Source organism: Lacinutrix sp. 5H-3-7-4 (genome assembly GCF_000211855.2).
Taxonomy (GTDB): Bacteria; Bacteroidota; Bacteroidia; order Flavobacteriales; family Flavobacteriaceae; genus Lacinutrix.
Genome location: NC_015638.1, coordinates 2,022,045 through 2,045,530, shown reverse-complemented (window position 1 = coordinate 2,045,530; position 23,486 = coordinate 2,022,045). Strand labels below are relative to the sequence as shown.

Below are 23,486 nucleotides of genomic sequence, written 5' to 3'. Positions count from 1 at the left end.
TTTGTTAGTTTAATGTTAAATTTAATGTAGCAATATGCAAAAAAATGCTGAATATTTAAAACGGAAGTTGTTAAAAAGCTGCTTTAATCTAATTCGTAAATAGAATTCATTTTCTGAATTTGCTCTGGTCTACCAAGTACAATTACTTTAGAATTAGGCACAAGTTTTATTTCTGCTTCTGGATTTACAACATACTCACCATCGCAATTTTTATAACCTATTACGGTGCAACCCGTTTTATTTCTCAAGTCTAAATCTTTGATTGTTTGCACTTTACTAGATGTATTATACAATCTGTCTACATCGATCTCTTCTATGTTTACATCTTCATTTCCGCCAACTGCCAAATTATCTATAAACTCAATTAAATCTGGTACAACAACTAAAGACGCCATGTGATCACCACCAATAATATCTGGTAAAATAACATTGTTTGCTCCTGCTAATTTTAGCTTTTGATAAGATGTTTCTTGAGATGCGCGACTAATTATACAAGCATTTTTATTTAATTGTCTTGCAGATAGTACTACAAATAAATTATCTGCATCACTTGGCAAAGCAGAAATTAATGTGCTTGCTCTATCTAAACCTGCAAGCATTAAAATATCATCTTCATTTGCATTGCCATGAACCATTGGTATCATTTCACTTTCAAACTTTTCTATTATTTCTTTATCCTTTTCAATGATTACAAAAGGTTTTTTATAAGACATTAATTTTTTTGCAGCTTGTTTTCCGTTTCTTCCATACCCACAAATTATTGTGTGGTTTTGCAAGCTATCTATTTTTTTTTGCATTTTTTTTCGTTTTAAGTCTTCTAGGTTATTTCTGCTTAAAATATATTCTGTAATAATTGATAATGCGTAACCAACAATTATTACACTGGTTAAGATAAGAAAAACCGTAAAGAGTTTTGATGTTTCATCTAAGGGCTGTACTTCTCCAAATCCTACGGTAGTAATAGTTATTACCGTCATGTATATTGAATCTACCCAGGTATATCCAGAAATTAGTTTATATCCTAATACGCCAATTATTAACACTAAAAGTAGTAATGTTAGTGCAACATAAATTTTCTTTCTAAAAAATGATAGTATGGGATTTAGCATTTTTTTATAAGTCAAAAACCGAAGTTCGCTTTGTATAAACAATATCTTTTATACGTATCCAAAATGCCAGAAATAAATATAAAGCAAAACCAAAACCTACCGTTACAAAGGTTAGATACATAAAAGAGGTTCTAACAATTTTTGCGCGAATACCTAATTTATCGGCTATTCGCTGACAAACATAATAGCCTCTTTTTTGAAAATATAATAATGGCTTGTGAAATAATTGCATGCTGCAAGTTAATTATAAATTTTAAAAATTCTAATTAAAATAAGTTTAGGCACTACTTAATTATTAATTGGTTACCTATTGCACACTGCAAACATTTGTTTTTATCGCAATATTCGTTTTTTAACTGAATTAATGCTTGAGACTGCAATGCAGAGTCTGCTACATTTTTTAAACTGTTAAACTTGGAAACAATACTGTTTTTCTCTGGCCCTATTTGCTCAAGCAATAAAACAATTTCCTCATCTATATTTTTACCTTGCTGTTTTGCATAACTAAATTTAATAGGTATTACTGTATTTATTAATAATAAATCTATAAACGATTTTGTAAGTTGCTTTTTAGACTTTTTAGATTCTTTATTAAAGGTGTAGTGCGTTTGCCAAAACTGGGATGCTTCAATTTTAAATATAGTATAAAAATCTATTATGTTATTTGTTTTTATAATTTTAGAAAACACATTATTATGTGTTGTATATAATGTTGCTAATTGAGATAGTCTAATCGTTGGAAAGTTTGGTGGTCGTAATCTAAAAAACTGTAACGGTAGTACACCTATTTCATTTAAATTGAATTTTTGCTTTAAAAAAGTATATTCTTTTTTAAGTTCTAAAAAATAAGGGTCTTGACAATCCTCACTCAACAATTGAGTTTGACCAAAAAATAAAGCTTCTAAACCAACTTGTTTAGATTGTTGTTTTCTAACAATAGAAAAGTCAAGGTTATTGGCAAGACTAAAAAAAGAATCGCCATTTACTTTTAGACCAAAGTTTTTTGCAAGTAATTTAAATAATACTGCTTCCCAATTGTTTTTACTTTGTTCTAAAATTATGTTTATATCTTTTGCTTTTCGTTCTAAACGTTCAAAATACAAACGCTCTAACCAATTAGACATTGTAAAACCGGATATAGATGCAAAATCGTTTTCACAGTTTATCCATTTTTGAGAATTATTAAAAAGCTTTAGGTAGTTATTTAATGCTTGATTAGATACATGATTTTTAAGTTCTACTGTAGATATTTCTGTATTGTTTTTTCTAAAAATTGCTGTGTCGTGCTCCCATACAACGTGTAAAATTACATTGTCGTAATTGCTATCTGTCTCGTGATTATGCAAATACCAATCGCTAGATTTCACATGAATTTCTACATTTCCTGCCCAAAGCTGATTACCTATTTTTAATTGCGCGTTAAAAAAATCTGGTCCTGTATTATGGTTATGCTCTCCTGTTTTTAAAATACTTACCAACTCGTTATTTTGAGTTTTTAAGTTTGAAGTCTCTATTTTTTTATGCTTCCAAATGTAATGTAGAAAATCTTCTTGCATATTTTAAATGTACGAATTTTAGCGCATTACAATGTTGACTTTGTTATTTTTTTCTACTAACTTCGTTTAGCTTTTGATATAAAACATAATTAACGTTTAGTATCAGGACTTATTTATAATAATAAAATAATGAAAACATTTTTAGCAGATATAATTCCTAAGCTTCAGCGATTTTCTCAAAAATTAGACAACTTAACCTTACTAACGAATCAACATTGGGTAGTAATAGATGAAATTACTACGTCAAAAAATGTATATATTTTTAGAAGTGATAACACTTTATTAATTTCTCAAAATGGAAAAGTTGAAAGAGCAAAATGGGAATATTTAGGTAATGACTCAATACTCATTGATATGAACAATGAATTGTTTTTATTTAAACACGGTTTTTTTGATAAAAACATATTAGCTTTAAAAATTGATGGAAAAGATGAGTATGCTTTTTTAATTAATGAAAATAAATATAATGGAGAACTAAATTCTATTGAAAAAGTTTTTGATTTTTTGAACAAAAAACACATAGAATTTAATAATCAGAGTAAAAAAAGAATTCCACTTAAAGAAAAAGAATACTGGAAAAGCAAAGATAAAAATGGAAATTGGACTATTAAAGAACTAGAAGGAGATTGGACTATAAAAGAATACAAAAATCATTATGGAACCTTTTTAATTCGTTGTTTAAGTCCTAGAGGACATATAACTGGAGATAAAGTATATCTAAACGGAAAACTAGCTAAAGATGGTAGATATGATTTGGATTGGTATTTAAGTATTGACGTGAAAAATGGAATAATAATATAAATTAATATTATACATAGTTATAAAAAATATTAGCTCATATTTTTTTAGGCGACTACTAAATTATATATTATTCTTATCAAAAAAATGTAAATAATTATCTTAAACTAACAAAAAGATACTTGGAAATAGTACATTGCTTATCTAAACTCAACTATACCAATAAAACTATACATATTATATATACTTAATGTTAGACAAATAAGATTCATTTTACGCTAACCTTTAAATTATATCGAAGAAAATTTTATCAAGCGAAATTATGGTTAAAAATTTAATCTAATGGCTTGTCTCTTTTCTGTTATTTTTTCCTGAAATGAAAAACTATTTTAGTTAACACACTACTAAACTCTACATTAACCCGAACCCATTCCATTATATATACAAAAAAGCACAGTTTTAAACTGTGCTTTTACTTTTCTATAAATAAGATTACTGTATTTGCAGGTATTTGTTACTCTATGTAACCTAATTCACGCATCCACTCGTCGTTAAACATTTTACCTACATAACGTGAGCCATGATCATGAAATAGTACCACGACTACATCTTCTGGTTTAAAGTGTTCTTTAAGTTGTAACACTCCTTTTATTGCTGCTCCTGCACTGTTGCCTAAAAACATGCCTTCTTCTTTACTTAAACGCTGTGTGTAAACGGCAGCATCTTTATCGGTTACTTTTGTAAAGCCATCAATGATATCGAAATCTACATTTTTTGGTAATATGTCTTCTCCAATACCTTCGGTTACGTAAGGATATATTTCATTTTCATCAAAAACTCCTGTTTCGTGGTATTTTTTAAATACAGAACCGTAAGTATCTATTCCCCAAACTTTAACATCTGGATTTTGTTCTTTTAAATATTTACCTACTCCAGAGATTGTACCACCTGTTCCTACTCCAACTACAAAGTGTGTTATTTTACCTTCGGTTTGTTTCCAAATTTCTGGTCCTGTGCTTTGGTAATGTGCTTTTGCATTACTTGGGTTATCGTATTGGTTTACGTACCAAGAGTTTGGTGTTTCTTCTCCTAATCGTTTTGATACTGAGTAGTACGATCTTGGATCGTCTGGTTCTACCGCTGTTGGGCATACTACTACTTCTGCTCCTACGGCTTTTAATATATCTACTTTTTCTTTAGACTGCTTATCTGCCATTACAAATATACATTTGTAGCCTTTTACTATGGCTGCTAATGCAAGTCCCATTCCTGTGTTTCCTGAGGTTCCTTCTATTATGGTTCCGCCTGGTTTTAGTCTACCATCGGCTTCTGCATCTTCTATCATTTGCAAAGCCATACGGTCTTTTACAGAGTTTCCTGGATTAAAGGTTTCGTATTTTGCTAGTACTAAACACGGTAACTCTTGGGTTAACTTATTTAGTTTTACTAATGGTGTATTACCTATGGTTTCGAGAATATTTTTTGCGTATTGCATATGTGTTTTTTTGCTTATGCAAAAGTAGTAAAAACCGCAGTACTAAAAAGAGAATTGCCTTTATAATTAACTATTCTTTATCGTTTTGCCCGCGTTAGCGGTTGTAGCATTGTTGGAGCTCCTCGCAGAGAGCGACTGCGGAAAACGCGACCTTTAGGTAACGCCCAAATTTTTAATTACTCGAAGCGCATGGCTTTTACTGGTGATATTTTGGTTATTATGTAAGATGGTAATAATAGCATGACTAAACAGAGTATAAATGTGCCTATGTTTAAGGCTAGTATGTAGCTTACGTCTAAATATACTGGAACATACGTCATGTAATAATTTTCTGGGTTTGGGAATTTTATAAACTGAAAATATTTTTGTGCTAATAGTAAGCCTAGTCCTATAAGGTTTCCCCAAAATAGGCCTAATACTATTAAATAGGTTGCATTATAAATAAAGATTTTTCGTATGCTTAGGTTGCTACCGCCTAGCGATTTTATTATTCCTATCATGCGTGTGCGCTCTAAAATTAATACCAGCAGTGCTGTTATCATGTTTATTCCTGCTACAAGTATCATGATACCTATTATGCCAAATATGTTGTTTACAAATATGCTTATCCACTCGAATATTGTTGGAAAGCGTTGTGTTATGGTTTTAGAGTCTAAAATAGATGGAATTTCATGCCTTATGGCTTGGCCTGTTTGGTCTAAGGTATTAAAATCTTCTATAAATACTTCAAAATTGCCTACTTGGTTGTCGTCCCATTTGTTAAGACGTTGTATGTGCTTTATATCGCCTATGGCATATAATTCGTCGTACTCTTTAAATCCAGAATCATAAATTCCTACAATGTTATATTGCATGATTCTTGGCGGTTGGTTTAGGTTTTCTTTTATAAAATTGGCTTGTATTTTATCGCCAACTTTTATTTTAAGCCTGTTTGCAAAATATTTTGAGATTAGTAAGTCTTCGTTTCTTTTTTTTGTAAAATCTGGTAAACGACCTTCTATTAAATATTCTTTAAAAAACTGCCAATCGTAATCTGCACCAACACCTTTTATTACTAAATATTCTACATTATCTTCTAAACGTATTACTGTGCCTTTTGTTGCTACGCCTTGTATATGGCGAACTCCGCTTACATTTGTAAAATTAGGATAGAATTCTTGATTTGTACTTATTGGGTTTTCGCTTTCTTGTGAATTATTATTATCGTAATTTGTAATGGTTACATGACCGTTAAAGGCTACTACTTTATCTCTAATTTTGTGTTGTAGCCCAATACCGGTTGCTATAGCAATCATCATTACTATTATACCAATAGCAATTGCAGCTATACCAATTTTTATTATTGGTGCCGATATACTACTTTTATACGCTTTACTATCAATTATGCGTTTAGCTATAAAGTATTCGAAATTCAAATTATAATATGAAATTAATTTTGCTCAAAAATACAGTTTTATTATTTCTTTTTTTAGCATTTTCATGCGGAAAGGCTAATAAAGTAGAAGATAAAACTATTAACAATACTATTGCTAGTAAAAGTGAACGTTCTAAGCTAAGTTTAGAGAAACAAACTGAAACTGAAGAACCTCTAACTATTGGTGCTAACCAAACTCATGCTTATTTAAATTTATTACAAGACAAACGTGTTGGTGTTGTTGCTAACCAAACGAGTGTGATTTTTAAAGATAACTCGCAAACGCATATTGTAGACTCCTTAGTTGCTCTACAGGTTAACTTAAAAAAAGTATTTGCTCCAGAACATGGTTTTCGTGGTACTGCAGATGCTGGCGAAGTGGTTAAAGATGGTATTGATACTAAAACTGGTTTACCCATTGTTTCTTTATACGGCAAAAACAAAAAACCTACTGCTTCGCAATTACAAGATTTAGATGTTGTTGTTTTTGATATTCAAGATGTTGGCGCCCGTTTTTATACTTATATTTCTTCGCTTCACTACGTAATGGAAGCTTGCGCAGAAAACAACATACCAATGATTATTTTAGACCGACCAAACCCAAATGGTCATTATATTGATGGTCCTGTTTTAGAACCTGAATACAAGAGCTTTGTTGGTATGCACCCAATACCTATTGTTCATGGCATGACTATTGGCGAATATGCAAAAATGATTAATGGAGAAAATTGGCTGGATAACAATATTAAATGCGACATAACAGTTATTAAAATGAAAAACTACTCGCATGATTTACCTTATAGTTTACCTATAAAACCTTCACCTAATTTACCTAACGATATTGCTATTAACTTATACCCTAGTTTATGTTTTTTTGAAGGTACAAACGTTAGTGCTGGTCGTGGTACAGATTTACAATTTCAAATTTATGGCTCTCCTTTTTTAAACGAGAATGATACCGATTTTACGTTTACACCTCAACCTAATGATGGCGCAAAATACCCAAAACATAAAAATACATTATGTTATGGTTTTAACCTTACTAATACTAAAAGACTTGATGCTATCAATTTAAGTTATTTAATTTTGGCTTATAACACTACTAAAGATAAGAGTGCTTTTTTTATAAAAAATGGTTTTTTTACAAAATTAGCTGGTACTAAAAAACTGCAAAAACAGATTGAAGCTGGTTGGACGGAAGACAAAATAAAAGCCACCTGGAAAGATGGCTTAGATAGTTTTAATACTATTAGAAACAAATATTTGCTTTACAATTAGTTTTCGTAAGCTGTACCGTTTGGTCTTAAATTATTTGCTCTATACTCGGCACGTGTTTGTTTTTCTATAACACCGTCGTTTTTATCTGTTAAGTTGTAAGATACTTTAGTTACTGGCACTAAAGTTCCTTCGGTTTTTTGAGTTTGTTCTTTTTCTTTATTTGCAACAACGTCTTTAAACGCTTCTTCTTTTTCTAAATTAGCTAAAGCTTCTTTTGCTGCTTTTTCTTTTCTTTCTAAAGCTAAAGCAAAACCCGATTTTTTGCCTGCATTTGGTCTCTTTTTAGCACTATGTCTAGGTTTAACTTCTTTTTTAGGTTTAGCACTTGCTATTTTATTATCTTCTTTTTTTGTTACCGAGTTATTATAAGCTACTGCAGTATTTTTTTTATCATCTGCTTTAGACTTTGATTTAGCTATACCGTTTTGAGTACTTTTTTTGTTGTTTGTTTTATATCTTGAATACCTTGTGTTTCTATTGGTGTGAGCATGACTCTTAGTATTTACACTAGCAACTGCATTATTTGTTTCACGTTTTGGTTTTGCTGCTGCCAAATGTGTGTTTTTGTCATTACCTTTAGAAATATTACTTTTCTTATTAAGTGGCTGCATGTTTCTATTAAGCTGCTCTTCTTGACTTAAACTTGACCTTAAAATACTTTCTTCTAAATCTGCTATTGCATTTTGAGGAACAGGAATTGGATCTACACGATTTACGCTTAATGGTATAATTTTTCCTCCTCCATAAACTGCAATGGTGTATCTGCCTTTTTGTAAATGATAAAGAGGTATTTTAACTTCAAAGTTTCCAACACCAATAATTTCACTATCCTTTTCTTTGTGGCTTATAATGGTTACACCTGAAATTTCTTTGTCACTTTTAAGAATTAATGTATCTAACGTAGCGTTTAAATATTGCTCTAATCCTTTAGCGTCTTCATTAATATTTTTTATAAGAGTAGTAATAGCAGGCTCTTGAGCAAAGCAAGTAAAACTTAACATTACTGTTAAAGCGAATAAGTAGTATGTTTTTATTTTTTTCATAATTAAAACTTTACAATTAGTCTAATTTTAATAAAAATAGATTGTTAGTTTAGGGACTGTAAAACTATCGCATACCAAGGATAAACCATAGTTATTTAAGTAGAATTTATAAGAATTTAGCCAAAACACACAAAATATTCGTTTAAGCGCAATATAATCTGATAACCAATAAGTTAGTACGTAGTTCTACGTAGTAATTATCATATTTATAAGAGTTTCACTAATACATTAGTGTATTAAAAACTAAACCTGAAAAACATTACAAAATTAGAGTTTAAAAACCTTATTTTATGCTGTTTTAATTTTCGGTTGTTGGTCTTCTGTATTTGTGAAAAGGTTGCTTTAATAAATGCTTTAAACTCGCATTTTCTTCGGCATTAGGAAAAGTGTCTACACCATAGATTATTTTTTCTCTATCTAAACTCATAAAAGTACCAAAAATACGATCCCAGATAGAAAATATATTACCATAGTTAGAGTCTGTATATGGCAATACATTATGATGATGTACTTTATGCATATCTGGCGATACAATTATGTAACTAAGCCATTTATCTAACTGCTTTGGCATTTTTATATTAGCGTGTGTTAATTGTGCAAAAACCAGAGATATTGATTGATATAACATGACTACGCCTATTGGAGCTCCAATAATAAACACGCCTAAAAGTGTAAATAAAAAACGAATGATGCTCTCTAGTGGATGATGCCTATTTGCTGTTGTAGTATCTACTTCATGATCGCTATGGTGTACCAAATGCACCATCCATAAAAAGCTAACTTTGTGCTCTGTAAAATGTGCTAAATAAGCTCCTATAAAATCTAAAAGTAACAGTCCTAAAACTACAAACAACCATAATGGCATATCTGGTAACCAATTGAGTATCCCAAAATTATTTATGGTTACCCAATCTGCAGTTTTTAATAATAAAAATGCTAAGGCAAAATTTACAATTATAGTGGTTATTGTAAAAAACAAATTTGGCCAAGCATGTTTCCATTTTTTATACTTAAAATTAAATAATGGTAATACACCTTCAAGTAGCCAAAACAAAGTGATACCACCTACTAATAGAATACTTCTGTGTAATGATGGTATGGTTTCAAAATAATGTATTATAGTTTCCAAAATCTTAATTTTTATAAATATAACGAAAAAATAAAAATGAGTTTTACCAATCTTAAAACTGAAATTGTTTTAAACTTTAATTTGTGCTTTCATTTTTTCAACAATATTAAATGCTGCAGGACAAATGGCTACATTTTTTAAAGTAAGATTTGAAATTTGCTGAAACTTTTTACGGTCTGTATGCGGAAACTCCCTACATGCTTTTGGTCTAACATCATATATAGAACAGTAGTTATCTGCACCTAAAAAAGTACAAGGTACACTTTGCAAAACATAGTCGTTATCTTCATCAACTCTTAAAAATTGATCAATAAACTTTTTTGTTTTCATTTTAAAATGTTTTGCTATTCGCTCTACATCTCTATCTGTAAATAAAGGTCCTGTTGTTTTACAACAATTTGCACACTCCAAGCAATCGGTTTTTGTAAACTCTTCTTCATGCAATTCCTGCATAATATAATCTAACTGTTTTGGCGGCTTTTTTTTAAGCTTTGTAAAAAAGGTTTTGTTTTCCTTATGCTTATCTTTGGCGAGCTTTGGTAGGTTATTTATATAATCTTGCATCGTGCAAAAATAATACTTTTAAAACGAGTTTTATAGCTTGAAAAAGTTAATTGAGTTTGCGCTATAGAAATAAAAAAGACATTTAAAATGAAAGACCTTTTTGGAAACGCTTTGTTAGATTACTTCAACAACACCGCTTTAGAAGATATTATTACCTCAACAAATATATCTGACGAAGACACCTTACCATTAGACTACCTTTTTAGAGACTATACTAACATGCCAAAAATTGAACAAAAGGCACTTGATGTTTCTCAAGGAAAAATATTAGATGTTGGTTGTGGCGCAGGAAGCCATAGTTTATACTTACAAGAAAAAGGAAAACAAGTAAAAGCAATAGATGTCTCTAAAGGTGCAATTGCAGTATCAAAAAAAAGAGGTGTTATTAATGCGCAGCAAATTTCTCTTTTAGATGAAACTGAAACTTTTGACACTATTCTTTTATTAATGAATGGCACCGGAATTTTTCAAACCATTGAGCAGTTACCACAGTATTTAAAACATTTAAAAAGTTTATTAAATAAAGACGGACAAATTTTAATTGACTCTAGTGATATTAAATATATGTATGAAGATGAAGATGGTGGCTTTTGGCAAGATTTAAACTCTGGCTATTATGGTGAACTTGATTATTTTTTAAGCTACAAAGGTGTAACTGAAACACCTATGAAATGGTTGTATTTAGATTTTACAACCTTAAATATTGCTTGTGCATCTGTAGGTTTAAAATGCGAAATGCTCGCACAAGGCGAGCATTTTGATTATTTAGCTAAAATTTACGTTTAAAGATTATATCCTTTTTTAGAAAGGAAAGCAATAGCTCCACGATAAACATTGCTACTCCAAGTTTCAGAAATTTTACTCATAGACTCATTCATAGAATCTTGAGATCCTGTTATTTTTCTACCAGTTTCGCTGCTATAAAACTTACTTAAAGCTGCTTTATCACTTTCTGTTAATCCATCTTTTTTAAACATATTCTTTCCTGCTTGAGATGCATATAAAGCGTTCATGTTTTTTACATCTTGATGCGTAAAATGACCTCGATAAGCAGACACTATCATTTGTGCCAATTTATCCATAGCATCACTTTTTCCTTCTTTTACTTGAGCCCAAACAGTATCTGGCACATTTTCTTCTTTAAATTGTACTTGTAGCATCTCGTACATTTGTTCCATTACATCTTCGTAATAAGACATTGTACCATTACTTGTAATGCATTTTTTTACATCTTCACTATAATCATCAACTTGAGCATTAACAGCTAATGTTACTGTAAACAGTAAAATGAGGGATAGTAATTTTTTCATTTGGTATAATATTGTTTTATTGGCAAATACAATTATTGTGCCACGCCATTAATGTAGGTTTTATAAACGCTTGTTTTGGGTAGTAGATTCTCTGGAATTTCCATTATATCTTGTTGTAAGATAACAAAATCTGCGAACTTACCATTTTCTATACTTCCTTTCTCTTCTTCTTCAAAATTGGCATAAGCTGCCCAAATAGTCATTCCTTTTAAAGTTTCTTCTCTTGTTAAGCCATTTTCTTTTTGAAATCCGTTTTCAGGAAATCCTTTTAAATCTTTTCTTGCTACTGCTGCATAAAAAGTATAAAACGGATTTACTTGCTCTACAGGAAAATCTGTACCCAAGGTTACTTTTCCGCTTTTTTCTAATAGTGTTTTGTAAGCGTAAGCTCCTTTTACTCTTTCTGCTCCAACGCGATCTTCTGCCCAGTACATATCGCTGGTAGCATGTGTTGGTTGTATTGAAGGTATTATGTTTTCATTTTTAAAATAATCGAAATCATTATCTGTAATTACTTGTGCATGTTCTACTCTCCAACGTCTATTACTTTTTCCTTTTAAAGTTTTCTCGTAGGTTTTTAATACAAAGCGGTTTGCCGAATCTCCTATAGCATGTGTATTCATTTGGTAACCTGCTTTCGCAATTCTACTTGCTAGTTCTTTATAAGCTTCTGTACCAATTACCATAACTCCAAAATGATTATGCTCATCGCTATAAGGTTGTTTTAATGCAGCTCCACGAGATCCTAAAGCACCATCTGCATAAACTTTTACAGACTGCACGTTTAATCTTTCGGTTTTAATTTTACCTTTAGATAAATAGTAGTCTAGGTTTTCGGTTTTATTACTAATCATAGCATAAACGCGCATATGTAAATCACCGGCTTGCTGCATACTATCTATTAGTTCTATAACATTTTTATCTAATCCTGCATCGCTTACTGTTGTTAATCCATAGCTTGTACAATATGATTGTGCATCTAAAAGTGCGTCTATTTGCTGCTGTCTCGTCTGCTCTGGAAAAATAGCTTCTACCAACTCCATAGGATTGTCTATTAGTATACCTGTAAGTTTTCCGTTTTCTTTTTTTATTTCTCCTCCAGAGACTTCGGTTTTACTAGTAATATTTGCTAAATCTAATGCTGCTTGGTTACATAACATTGCATGACCGTCTATACGTGTTAATGCTACTGGAGTATTTGGATATAATTTATCTAGTAATGCTTTATTTGGATAAGTTTTTTCTTCCCAGTCGTTTTGGTCCCAACCACGACCAATAATAAAATTGGTATGCTTGGTGTTTTGAAAATCTATAACGCGTTTCATTACCTCATCAAAACTTGTTGCACCAACTAAATTAACGGTTTGCCTATTTAAACCTAAACCATAAAAGTGGCAATGACCATCTATTAAACCAGGTACAATAGCTTTTCCTTGGGCATCTATTATATTTTCTGCTGAATAATTTTCTTGTATTTCTAAAGTGCTACCTACAGCTTCAAACTTACCATCTTTAATAGCAAAAGCTTCGGCTGTTTCAAAATTTGAATTTACCGTGTATACTTTTGCATTGGTTACAATGGTATCCACTTCTTTTTTACTAGAAGTACAACTGAAACAAATAATTAAAAGGAAACAAGTAAGAAGATTTTTCATGGTTTTTTAAAATTTTTCGGATAAAGATAGGCATAAAAAAAACGTCTTTTTTATACAGACGTTTTTCCTATTTAAAATTAATACAATTTTTTATTTTTTAAAAATCGAATTTATATGTTGCTCCAGCTAATGCCTGAAAACTTTGCACTCTTGTATTTAGCCATTTGTTATATGTGCCTTCTACAAGGTTATTACCTTTTAAAAATACAGACCAACGGTCGTTTAAATGGTAGCCTACATGTGCGTTTAAATCTAAATAATCTCCTAAAACAACTGTTTGTGTAGCGTTAATAAATGTTGGGAAATCTGGATTCATAACATCGTTAAAACCAATTAATGCTTTACGTTCTCCTGTATAGAATACATTTGCTCCAGCAAACCATTGGTTTGTAATTTGGTAATCCATAAATATTGATGCTTTTAGTTCTGGTAAATTCCAAGCTTCTTCTTGTGCTTTTGTGTTGTACGAAAAATATTCACCTTTAACTCCTAAAGTAAAGTTTCTATTAATATCTACATTTAATTCTCCTGAAAAACCAAAGGTTGAAACATCGTCGTAAACAACTCCAAAAGAGTTACCGTATTGATAAGCTTCTTCACTTGCAAAACCATAAGGCATTAAATTATTTTGAAATAAAGCTTTGTCTTTTTCCGACTTATAACTTGCGCTTACTGCATAATTTAAAGCGTTAGATAGTTTTCCTTTTATTCCTACTGTGGCATTGTATTGCTGGTCTGTTGGTACAATAAATAATGTTGGAGAGACAAATGGGTTTAGTGTAGCATAGTCGTAATAAGAATTTTGAAGCAATTCTCCTTTTATACTACCAAAAGCAATAACTGTTTCGTCTAAAACTCTATATGTCGCACTTACATTTGGATATATATAAAATTTATTTTCACCAGCTTCTCCATCATTTAAAAAGGTTACTGTAGCGCCTAAATCTACCGTTAAATCGTCTTGCTTTAATTGATACGTTGGAGAAATTGCTACTTGAAAATTGCTGTAATTTAGCTCATTAGTGTTAAAATAATTTCTTTCAAAACTACCGCTTAAGTAATCTAGTTTAATTTCGGTATTTAATGTTTCGTTATTAACAGGAACATCTACAAAGCCTTTTATTTTAAATCTATTTTCTCCAGAACCTTGATTGTCTCCAAAACGTCTAAAAAGCACATTTGCTCCTTTAAAAATACCATCGTTAAACTCTATATCTCCACCAATGTATGCGTTGGTAAAATTATGTCCAACATCCAAACCGTTTACCGTTTCTAAAGGAATTTCTGTACCTACTAAAAAAGTTGGCAAACCATACCAATTATATTTTTGTAATTGAAAACCTCCATTTAGCATCCAGGTGAGATCTCTTTCTCGTTTAGTGTAGGATAAATCTATTTTAGAGTCTAAAAAATTATCATCTACAAAATTTCCATCTATATTACCGCTTGATGAGTGATGACCAACATAAGCTGTAATATTTTCGCCACGACCTAACTCGTGATTTAAATATACTTCGCCTAAAATAGTTGTATAAGACCCAAAACCTAAAGACGCATAGTTATCGTACAACTTTACTTTTTTCGTTTTATCTACAACGGCTGCTTTACCTTTTGCAGGTGTAAATGTAGATGCTACCGGAAAAGAAAATATATTGTATTCTATTTCTTTTTTAGTTTGTGTTTGGTCGTCATCTATAGTTGGCGACTCTTTTACTTTAAAGGCATCACTTATTGATGGTGTGTAAGGTTTAATTACATTTATAACATCTGGGTTTAATGTGTCTTGCTCACGCTCTTGAGCAACCATAATAGTTGTAACTATTGATGCAATTAATAAGATGATTTGTTTTTTTCTATTAAACATAAAAAAGTGTTTGTTTTTATAGCTTTTAAATTTCTAAAGTTGAAAAAATTTAATTTTTTTTATTCAGTTTTAACTGCTTTATTTTATAACTAATTAATCTTGAGTATCTACTGAAGCATTTGTTTTAGCTTCTTCTGCTTTAATTTTAGATAACTCTTCTGCTGCTTCTGCAACAACATCTTCAAATTCGCCAAAGTTTTTAGGAATGCTTTCTAAAATATATGTAGCCTGAAAAGCATCGTTAAGCGCATATTGATTTTTTGCCATAACAATTAATCCTTTTGCTCCATAATATCTATAACTGGAAAAATCTTTAACTAAACGTTGCGTTGCTTTTAAAGAGTTTTGGTATGCTCCGGCTTTATTTTTAAAGTATGCATTATAGTATAAGGCTTCGGCAGCAGTTACTCCTGTTGCTGTTAATTCTACTTGCTCATAAGCTAATTTTGCTTTGGCTTCGTTTCCTGTTTTTATTGCAGAACGTGCTATAATGACTTGAGCATCGCTTTTTACTTTATTATCTAAAGTTGAATGGCTCAGGACTTTTTCGGCGTAAGCCACAGCATCATTATATTTTTTTAATTGATAGTTGGCTTGCATTAAATTAGATTGTGCGAACAAACTGTTTTGAGGAAAGTTTGCTTCGGTTTCTAATCGTTTTAAAATTGGCAAAGCGTTTTCCCAATCTTTTTTTTCTAAAGTTATTTGCGATAACCTTAATAAAGCTTCTTCTGTAAATTCACTTTGTGACGCATCTACAACATAGCGGTAATTTGGTGCTGCTTTTTGGTTTTCGTTTTCTTTAAAATATAGTTGAGCTAAATAAAAGTGAGCTTGAGTAGCATGCAATCCGTTTTTAAATTCCCTATTATATTTTTCAAATTGCTTTATTGCATTGTTAGTATTATCGTCTAAATATTGTTTTTCTGCTGCTTGATATGATGCATGATCTAAATCTGCATTTGTTACTTCTACATAATCTAGAGTTTGAACCCATGCAGCATAGTTTTCTACCTCTCCTAAATCTATATAAATTAATCGCGCTGTTGCTACTGCCTGGTTTGCTTCTGCTGATGCCGGAAAATCTTTAGCTACAGTTTTAAATTTGGTTAAAGCCTCTTGATTTTGATTATTATTATAATACACTAATCCTTGACGCAATAGTGTGTTTGATACAAATGGACTTGTACTATAAGTGGCTGTTAAGTTATTATAAGTAGCCATTGCTTTTTCTTTACTTCCTGCTTTTACATAAGCATTACCTAAAGCATACATGGCATCATCTCTTAATTTAGATGCTTTATATGTATCAATAAACGTTTCTAACTCTGTTATTTTTTTATTAGCTTGACCTAAATAACCATAGCTAATTGCTTTTTGAAAGTAAGCATAATCGGCTTCAATTTTTCCTATTTCTATTGCTTGATTGTAGGCAATAATTGCATCATTATATCTACTTGATACAAAATGTGCATCTGCCAATCTTAAATAAGCATCATTTAATCTTATTTGGTCTTGTGGCTTTTTAGAAATAAACTTATTAAAGTATTGTGTTGCATTAGCATAATCTTTAAGCTTAAAATAAGTGTATGCTAAATTGTAATCTAAATTTTGTGTTTCTTTTAAGCTTGAAGTAGCTGTTTGTTTATATGTATTAAACCCGTTTAAAGCATCGTTATAATTAGTAAGGTTATAATCTGTCTCTGCTTTCCAAAACGCTGCTTTTGCGACATAATTGGGATCTTGAGGTTCTTTTAAAGAATTATCAAATAATTTTTCGGCTTCATTATAATTACTTTCGTTATACAATTCTACGCCACGATAAAATGCTACTTTTTGGTATGCTGCTTTATTTTTTTGGCTATTTTTTCCTTTTAATAGCGTTAAAGCTTCTTTATAGTTTTTTGAAGTTATGTAAGAGTCTATTAATAAATTTTCAACTTCTTCTTTGTAAGTTGTTTCTGGGTATTGCTCTAAATAACCCGATAAAACTTGTGGTACAGATTGGTAAGGATTACCAATATCATAACTAATTTTAGCATAATTTAGCCAAGCATCTTCTTGAATTTTAAGATCGTAATCCATTTGAGATGCATTTCTAAAAGCATTTAAAGCTTCTTGTTTTTTGTTTAAGTTAATATAACTTTCACCTAAATGATAATAAGCGTTTTGCGCTACACTGTTATCGCCGCCAATAATTTTATTAAATTCTGAAATGGCTTTTTTGTAATCTTTTTGCTTATAATAAGCGTAACCTAATTGGTAATAATCTGTATTGTTCCATTTTCCACGTTTGCCTTTATAGGCTTGTAAAAATGGTATTGCTTCTTCGTATTGCTCTAAGTTAAAATAGCTTTCTCCAATAATTTTTGATAATTCTGAAACTTCTTCTGGACTACTATCATCTAATCTTGCACTAGCAAGCGCGATTGCTTCTTTAAATTTACCTAGTTTAAAATTTAAATCGGCTTGATAATATGATAATTTCTCTTGATATTTTTCTTGATCTTTAACTTGGTCGAAATAGGTATTTGCTTTATCATAATCATCACCTTGATAAGCCATAAAACCAATGTAATATTTGGCTTGCGATCCATATTCTTGAGAGCTTTCTACTTTATTTAAATAGGTCTTAGCATCGTCGTAATTTTTAGTTGTAAATGCTGTATAACCATTATTGAAATAAAACTTCTCACGTTCTTTTCTAGCTAATGCACTCTCGTCTACTTTATCATACCATTTTTGTGCGTAAGCATATTTTCCGTTTTCAAAATAGTAATCGGCTACATCTACAAAAGCGGTATTTTTTTTTGTGCTTGTTGGGTAATCTTCTACAAAGCTTTCTATAAGTTCATCGGCATTTTGCTGGTTTAGCCTAACCGCACAATTAGCAATGTAGTATGCGCAATCACTTTTTATATTATCTTCTTGAGTATTCTTTTTTATTTTGCTAAAAACAGTTTGTGCTGCTAAATATTGCTGGTTATTATATAAAGACAATGCTTTTTGAAAATCTGTTATAGGATTGGTATATGTTTCAGATTTTTGAGCAAAAGCGTTGATACTTAACACAATTGAAAAAAGAAATATTGCTATGTGATTTTTAGTCATAGACTGAAGGTTTTTTTATTTAAAATCAAAGATAAATTAATGTTAATATGTTAACGTTAGAATTTTGTTATAATTATAAACCGAGTTATTAAATGTTAATTTAAAGCTAAGTATATTCTTAATTATATTCTTAAAAAATTAATCTCTATTTTTATTGTTTCAACTAAAAATGATACATTTACCACAGTGCATTTTTTATACTATTCTTAAAAAAATCACGTTTAAAAAATACTAACAATATATTTATGCCAAATACTGTTTTAGAGTTTAAAGATGCTTCTATTTTTCAAGGTGAAAGTCTCGTTTTAAAAGACGTTAACGTTCAAATTAATAAAGGAGATTTTGTTTATTTAATAGGAAAAACGGGCTCTGGAAAAAGTAGTTTTATGAAAACACTTTATGCCGATTTACCTTTAAAAACTGGCACTGGAAGCATTGTAGATTTTAATTTAAAAACCTTAAAGGAAAAAGACATCCCGTTTTTAAGACGCAAACTTGGTGTTGTATTTCAAGATTTTAAACTGTTAACAGACCGTACTGTAAATGCAAATTTAGAGTTTGTTTTAAAAGCAACTGGTTGGAAAGACAAAGCTGCTATGGCTGCGCGTATGGAAGAAGTGTTAAATAAAGTTGGCATGAAAACCACTGGTTTTAAATTCCCACATGAATTGTCTGGTGGAGAGCAACAACGTGTTGCAATTGCTCGTGCCCTTTTAAATAATCCTGAATTAATTTTAGCCGATGAGCCTACTGGAAATCTAGACCCACAAACTAGTGTTGAAATTATGGAAGTATTACAAGAAATTAATAAAAACGGTAATACTATTTTAATGGCAACTCATGATTATGCTTTGCTTTTAAAGTACCCAAGTAAAACTTTAAAGTGTGATGAAAATCAAGTTTTTGAAGTTGTACAACGTAAAGCCTAATTTATTTAATATCTAATAAATAAGCTACACATCTACCATGATGTACTTGTTTTATAATGGTCGCTTTATTTTTGTAGTAATCTATAATATAATTAGACTCTAATTCGCCACTTTTTCCAGGACTAAACACATGCGAAAACACAAACCATACTTTACCTTTTAATGTGTTTAATTGGGAATGGTGACCTGTATAATCGTAATGGTGCGCTTCACCTAAAACAATTGGATTATTAAAATTTATGTACTCTATTTTTTTATAATAATCAAACACATCTACATTACCGCTAAATACATATACTTGATGTTCGGGTTTAATATTAGCGTTTACAAAACTATAAACAGGCTTTATATGTTCTTTTAAATAAGGCATTTTTACAACATTTATAAACGTATATATAGCTACAGGAAACAAAAAGCATAATACAGCTATTTTTTTTGCCACTATTCTATTTAACTGCTTTACTAAAAAGCTTAAACCAAATGCTATAGTAATTAAGTACAATGGTATTTGGTACAAAATGATTCTAACATAAAAAGGGTACAAACCAAATGCCGATAAGATTAAATGAACCAATACAGGAACTAAAACAAGGTATAGTAACTTGTAATTTTTACTTTTAATTAAATTAAAAACACCAAAACCATACACCGCAATTATAATACAGTACACATACAATTGTGGAGGAAATTTTAATAATTGTGTAAATACCAAAGTGGTATTGGTTTTGTGCCAAAGCCAAAAATCTATAGATAAAGGATTTAATGGCATAAATGCAAACTCCCAATAATTTTGCATTAAATCTTTAGATGGGTGATTATATAAAAACGTAAAATAATACAACGCAAAAGCTATTAACCAAACTGTAAAAGGAAAGACTAATAGTTTAAGTTTTTCGAGCTTAAAAATTAAAGTATATAAGCCTAAAATAAAAAAAGCTATTATAGATACATTAGATAATGCTACTGCTAAAATACCAACTAAACTTAAAATTATCAATTGATTTTTTACACTTTTATAAGTTTTAAAATAAGCATATAGTAGCAATAAAAACACCATTATATCTGTGCTGTATTGTTTAATTTCAGAACTATAATAAATTACAGAAGGACACAAACAAAACAGCAATAAAACAACTAATGTTATCGTTTTATCTTTAATTAACAGTACACTAAGTTTAGTAAGTAAAACAATTGATAATAAAGACATTAAAAACGGAAAAACCCGAAGAGCCAAATCGTTACTACCAAATATTAAAACAAATAATTTAGTACACCATAAATATAAAATTGGTGCCATTTGCCCGCTATCTAAAGGTTTCAATAATTCTAAAAAATTACGATCTACAATACTATAAGCCAATTTTGCTTCGTCAAGCCATAAGCTTCTATTTACAGCGAATTGTAAGATTAGTAAGCAAAAACCAAGTGCAGAAATACTATAAATTTTTGTTTTAAATTTCAAATTATTAAGATTTTAGCTTCACTTTAATTGTACTATATACTTTATGCAATCCAAGTTTTTTCAGTTTTAAATATTTAGATTTTTCTTTACTTGGGTTTATAGGTAAATTTAAAACCTTTGTATTATTTTTAGATAAATATGCAATTATTTCGTTGTATAAAACATTATCCATTCTATCTCTTTTATCTCTATCTACACTCAACAATGTATTTAATAAAACCCTAGAATTATAAGGTGTCATTACATTAACACCTAATTGCTTATTTTGAGATTTTGCTTTTGCATGAACAATACCCATAAATTGTTCCCAAAGAAAAATATCTAAAATATGGTATTTATATTTTTTTAAAACGGCCTTATTGTTATCTAACCATTTTTTATATTCATTTTGAATAAAGGTATGAGGTTTAAAAAAATTAATAATGTTTAAATTTTTAGCGTTTGGCTTAGTACAATAATAAAATCCGTTGCGACCAATTTCACTAATATTACCATTTATAATAACCTTGTCACCAACCAAATCTGGACTCAAATACAACGGAAAATCTAAACTCGCCGAGTAATTTAAATCAAAATCCTTAGGTTGCATTTCCACATCTTTAATAACCTTAAACGGCTTATTATAAATTGCTGCCAATTGTTTAGAAATCACCAAATCGTTATGTGTATCTGGCATGTTTTTAAATTGAGTTACAAAGTATTCGCAGTCTAAATCCAGGCTTGCTAAAAATAAAACACGACTATCGTAACCTGCCGTAATAGGCAAACATATTTTATGCCTTAATGAAATGGCTTTTAAATACCCTTTAAGCATATTAGCAACCTCTACAGCAACCGCTTTATAATCTCTTTGTTCTAATTTTTTAATAGGAAAAAACCTGCTACACCTTTTAGCTACAACATCAATAGCATGATTTGGCAACAACTTTTTTACTTGTTTAAATGGTGTTGAATTATTTATAAACAGCTTTAATTTATTAAACTCTTTTGAAGTGTAATACGTTTCATCTGTTTGTTGTAATGGTAATATATACTGAAGCAATTTTACTTGAGATGCACAATTTTCAAAATTATTGGTGTAATAAATTTCTGCTTGACCACAAGCATCATTAAAAACAGAAAATTGCGTATTAGATTTATAAATAACAACGTACTGTCCGTAATAATTTGAAATTTCAGCTTGGAATCTTTCTAAATTTTCTTGCTCGATTAATTGATTTAAAATATTTTGATTTGTTAATTCCGGAGTTGTATAACTAAATAATTCTCCAAGAATTATAACTTCACAAAATGAGTTTCGTGCAGTAGTAAATACACAATTTTTGTGAAATTGCAAATAAAATCCACCAATAGGTTTTTCAATAAAACCATGAATTAGCGGATAGTTTTTTCTGGTTAATAAAAATTGCTTTTTAAACATAATTACAATTGCAAGTTAGCATTTTATTAGTAATTATAATAAGTAAGTTAAAAACCTGAATTTATATTTTTTCATACAGAAATTAGTGTATTTTTAGCCTTATAAATAATATGCTTTCAGTTTTAATTCCTACATATAATTATAACGTTTCTACTTTAGTTGGTGTTTTACATAAACAACTTAGTTTACAAACTACACCTTTTGAAATTTTAATTTTTGAAGACGGTAGTACTCATCATTTAAACACTATAGATTTGAGTAATACTTTTGTTATTACAAACCCAACAAATATTGGTCGTGTAAGAGCTAGAAATGAATTAGCTAACAAAGCTAAATACAGTTGGTTACTTTTTTTAGATGCAGATGTTATGCCTAAAAACAAAAGTTTTATTACAAATTATTTAAAAACCACGAGCACTAATTACAAAGCTATTTATGGCGGCTTTGCTTACAAAAAACAAGTACCAAATCACAATAAAACTTTACGCTGGACATATGGAAAAACTAAAGAAGAAAAGCCTGCAAAACTACGTAACCAAAAAGCCTATAAAATTATAATATCTGCCAACTATTTAATTAAAAAAGAGACTTTTAAATTAATAAACTCCAAAATTAATGAAGCCAAAGGTTATGGTTTTGATTATTATTTTGGCGCGTTTTTAAAAACTAATAACATTAATGTTTTACACATTGATAATGAGGTTTACCACTTAGGTCTTGATGAAAATGAGGTTTACTTAAATAAAGTTGAACAAGCAGTTAATACTTTATTAAGGTTTTATAAAAAGAATAAGGCGCTTGATACAGATAATGACCTTTTAAAATTATTTGTAACGCTTAATAAATATAAATTAGTAAGAATTTTTAGTAAAATTCATGCTGTATTTAAAGAAGAAATGAAAGCTAATTTACTTAGTAATAAACCCAGTATAAAACTATTACAGTTTTATCGAATTAGTTATATGTGTTACCAATATGTAAATGAAAAAACTTAACTTTTTATACGCTTAAAAGTATCGAAATTAGAAATATAATCGTTTTCATTATAAACAGCAGAAGCTAAAACCAAACATACAGCTCCAGACGAAAAATTTTCTAATTCTCTCCAGATTCCAGGTACAATTAACAAGCCTTTGTTTGGCTTATTTAATGTTACTGTTTTTGTGTTTTTACCATCTTTTAAAATCACATCAAAACTTCCGCTTAATGGTAGTAATAATTGCTGCAATTCTTTATGAGCATGACCACCACGATAAGCAGAACTTGGCACATCGTACAAATAATAAACACGCTCTATACTAAATGGCACACAATCTTTTTCAATTACCGATAAATTGCCACGACCTTGAGGATCTTCAATTTTAGGAATTTCTATTATTCTGGCTGATTCTATTGTGGTGTCTTTCATT

General features: G+C 30.0%; 20 protein-coding genes. 5 read left to right on the top strand and 15 right to left on the bottom strand.

The genetic code is table 11. The annotated features are described in order from the left end of the window. Positions 1-83: 83 nt before the first annotated feature. Genes LACAL_RS09100 through LACAL_RS09090 form a run of 3 tightly spaced genes read right to left on the bottom strand, consistent with a single transcriptional unit; the run spans position 84 to position 2,665 of the window. Entirely contained in the window at positions 84-1,109 is a 1,026-nt protein-coding gene (locus tag LACAL_RS09100; protein ID WP_013870437.1) for a TrkA family potassium uptake protein, read from the bottom strand. A gap of 4 nt (positions 1,110-1,113) precedes the next feature. Further along, on the bottom strand, positions 1,114-1,341 hold the full coding sequence (locus LACAL_RS09095; RefSeq protein WP_013870436.1) for a PspC domain-containing protein: 228 nt from the start codon (positions 1,339-1,341) through the stop codon (positions 1,114-1,116). 52 nt (positions 1,342-1,393) lie between these two features. Then, a complete protein-coding gene (locus LACAL_RS09090) occupies positions 1,394-2,665 on the bottom strand; it encodes a DUF2851 family protein (RefSeq protein WP_013870435.1) in 1,272 nt (423 codons plus the stop codon). A 129-nt stretch (positions 2,666-2,794) separates the two neighbouring features. Between LACAL_RS09090 and LACAL_RS15030 the strand changes: the two genes are divergently transcribed. After that, entirely contained in the window at positions 2,795-3,466 is a 672-nt protein-coding gene (locus tag LACAL_RS15030; RefSeq protein WP_013870434.1) for a hypothetical protein, read from the top strand. Positions 3,467-3,917: 451 nt separating this feature from the next. Here the strand turns inward: LACAL_RS15030 and LACAL_RS09080 are convergent, their stop codons facing one another. Together LACAL_RS09080 and LACAL_RS09075 are read right to left on the bottom strand one after the other, a co-directional pair. Further along, on the bottom strand, positions 3,918-4,898 hold the full coding sequence (locus tag LACAL_RS09080; protein WP_013870433.1) for a PLP-dependent cysteine synthase family protein: 981 nt from the start codon (positions 4,896-4,898) through the stop codon (positions 3,918-3,920). A 176-nt stretch (positions 4,899-5,074) separates the two neighbouring features. Continuing rightward, on the bottom strand, positions 5,075-6,313 hold the full coding sequence (locus tag LACAL_RS09075) for an ABC transporter permease (protein ID WP_013870432.1): 1,239 nt from the start codon (positions 6,311-6,313) through the stop codon (positions 5,075-5,077). Between the two features lie 8 nt (positions 6,314-6,321). On the opposite strand from LACAL_RS09075, the gene LACAL_RS09070 reads away from it, so the two are divergent. Continuing rightward, positions 6,322-7,590, top strand: a complete 1,269-nt coding sequence (locus tag LACAL_RS09070; RefSeq protein ID WP_013870431.1) for an exo-beta-N-acetylmuramidase NamZ domain-containing protein — start codon at positions 6,322-6,324, stop codon at positions 7,588-7,590. Here the strand turns inward: LACAL_RS09070 and LACAL_RS09065 are convergent. The 3 genes from LACAL_RS09065 to LACAL_RS09055 all read right to left on the bottom strand — a co-directional run bounded on the left by LACAL_RS09065 (position 7,587) and on the right by LACAL_RS09055 (position 10,326). Next, a complete protein-coding gene (locus LACAL_RS09065; RefSeq protein ID WP_013870430.1) occupies positions 7,587-8,633 on the bottom strand; it encodes a hypothetical protein in 1,047 nt (348 codons plus the stop codon). The two genes, LACAL_RS09070 and LACAL_RS09065, sit on opposite strands and share 4 nt — an antisense overlap. Positions 8,634-8,931: 298 nt before the next feature. Next, positions 8,932-9,762: a sterol desaturase family protein gene (locus LACAL_RS09060; protein WP_013870429.1), complete on the bottom strand. Its 831-nt coding sequence runs from the start codon at positions 9,760-9,762 to the stop codon at positions 8,932-8,934. A gap of 69 nt (positions 9,763-9,831) precedes the next feature. After that, positions 9,832-10,326: a YkgJ family cysteine cluster protein gene (locus tag LACAL_RS09055; protein WP_013870428.1), complete on the bottom strand. Its 495-nt coding sequence runs from the start codon at positions 10,324-10,326 to the stop codon at positions 9,832-9,834. Between the two features lie 87 nt (positions 10,327-10,413). Between LACAL_RS09055 and LACAL_RS09050 the strand changes: the two genes are divergently transcribed. Continuing rightward, positions 10,414-11,112, top strand: coding sequence for a bifunctional 2-polyprenyl-6-hydroxyphenol methylase/3-demethylubiquinol 3-O-methyltransferase UbiG (locus LACAL_RS09050; protein ID WP_013870427.1), 699 nt, complete (start codon positions 10,414-10,416; stop codon positions 11,110-11,112). Here LACAL_RS09050 and LACAL_RS09045 read toward each other — a convergent pair. The 4 genes from LACAL_RS09045 to LACAL_RS09030 form a co-directional block, all read right to left on the bottom strand. Further along, positions 11,109-11,636 carry a DUF2059 domain-containing protein gene (locus LACAL_RS09045; protein WP_013870426.1) on the bottom strand — a complete coding sequence of 176 codons (528 nt, stop codon included), beginning with the start codon at positions 11,634-11,636 and terminating at the stop codon, positions 11,109-11,111. The genes LACAL_RS09050 and LACAL_RS09045 overlap by 4 nt on opposite strands. Positions 11,637-11,668: 32 nt before the next feature. Further along, complete coding sequence (locus LACAL_RS09040; protein ID WP_013870425.1) at positions 11,669-13,291, bottom strand: amidohydrolase; 1,623 nt, start codon at positions 13,289-13,291, stop codon at positions 11,669-11,671. Between the two features lie 97 nt (positions 13,292-13,388). After that, positions 13,389-15,155: a TonB-dependent receptor gene (locus LACAL_RS09035; protein ID WP_013870424.1), complete on the bottom strand. Its 1,767-nt coding sequence runs from the start codon at positions 15,153-15,155 to the stop codon at positions 13,389-13,391. 93 nt (positions 15,156-15,248) lie between these two features. Continuing rightward, positions 15,249-18,266: a tetratricopeptide repeat protein gene (locus LACAL_RS09030; protein WP_013870423.1), complete on the bottom strand. Its 3,018-nt coding sequence runs from the start codon at positions 18,264-18,266 to the stop codon at positions 15,249-15,251. A 245-nt stretch (positions 18,267-18,511) separates the two neighbouring features. Between LACAL_RS09030 and LACAL_RS09025 the strand changes: the two genes are divergently transcribed. Further along, a complete protein-coding gene (locus LACAL_RS09025; RefSeq protein WP_013870422.1) occupies positions 18,512-19,195 on the top strand; it encodes a cell division ATP-binding protein FtsE in 684 nt (227 codons plus the stop codon). A gap of 1 nt (position 19,196) precedes the next feature. On the opposite strand, the gene LACAL_RS09020 is transcribed toward LACAL_RS09025, so the two are convergent. Then, positions 19,197-20,657, bottom strand: coding sequence for a glycosyltransferase family 39 protein (locus tag LACAL_RS09020; protein ID WP_013870421.1), 1,461 nt, complete (start codon positions 20,655-20,657; stop codon positions 19,197-19,199). A gap of 4 nt (positions 20,658-20,661) precedes the next feature. Further along, complete coding sequence (locus LACAL_RS09015) at positions 20,662-22,077, bottom strand: hypothetical protein (RefSeq protein ID WP_013870420.1); 1,416 nt, start codon at positions 22,075-22,077, stop codon at positions 20,662-20,664. A gap of 110 nt (positions 22,078-22,187) precedes the next feature. Between LACAL_RS09015 and LACAL_RS09010 the strand changes: the two genes are divergently transcribed. Next, on the top strand, positions 22,188-23,072 hold the full coding sequence (locus LACAL_RS09010) for a glycosyltransferase family 2 protein (RefSeq protein WP_013870419.1): 885 nt from the start codon (positions 22,188-22,190) through the stop codon (positions 23,070-23,072). On the opposite strand, the gene LACAL_RS09005 is transcribed toward LACAL_RS09010, so the two are convergent. Further along, positions 23,069-23,485: an FdtA/QdtA family cupin domain-containing protein gene (locus LACAL_RS09005; protein WP_013870418.1), complete on the bottom strand. Its 417-nt coding sequence runs from the start codon at positions 23,483-23,485 to the stop codon at positions 23,069-23,071. The genes LACAL_RS09010 and LACAL_RS09005 overlap by 4 nt on opposite strands. Position 23,486: the final 1 nt, after the last annotated feature.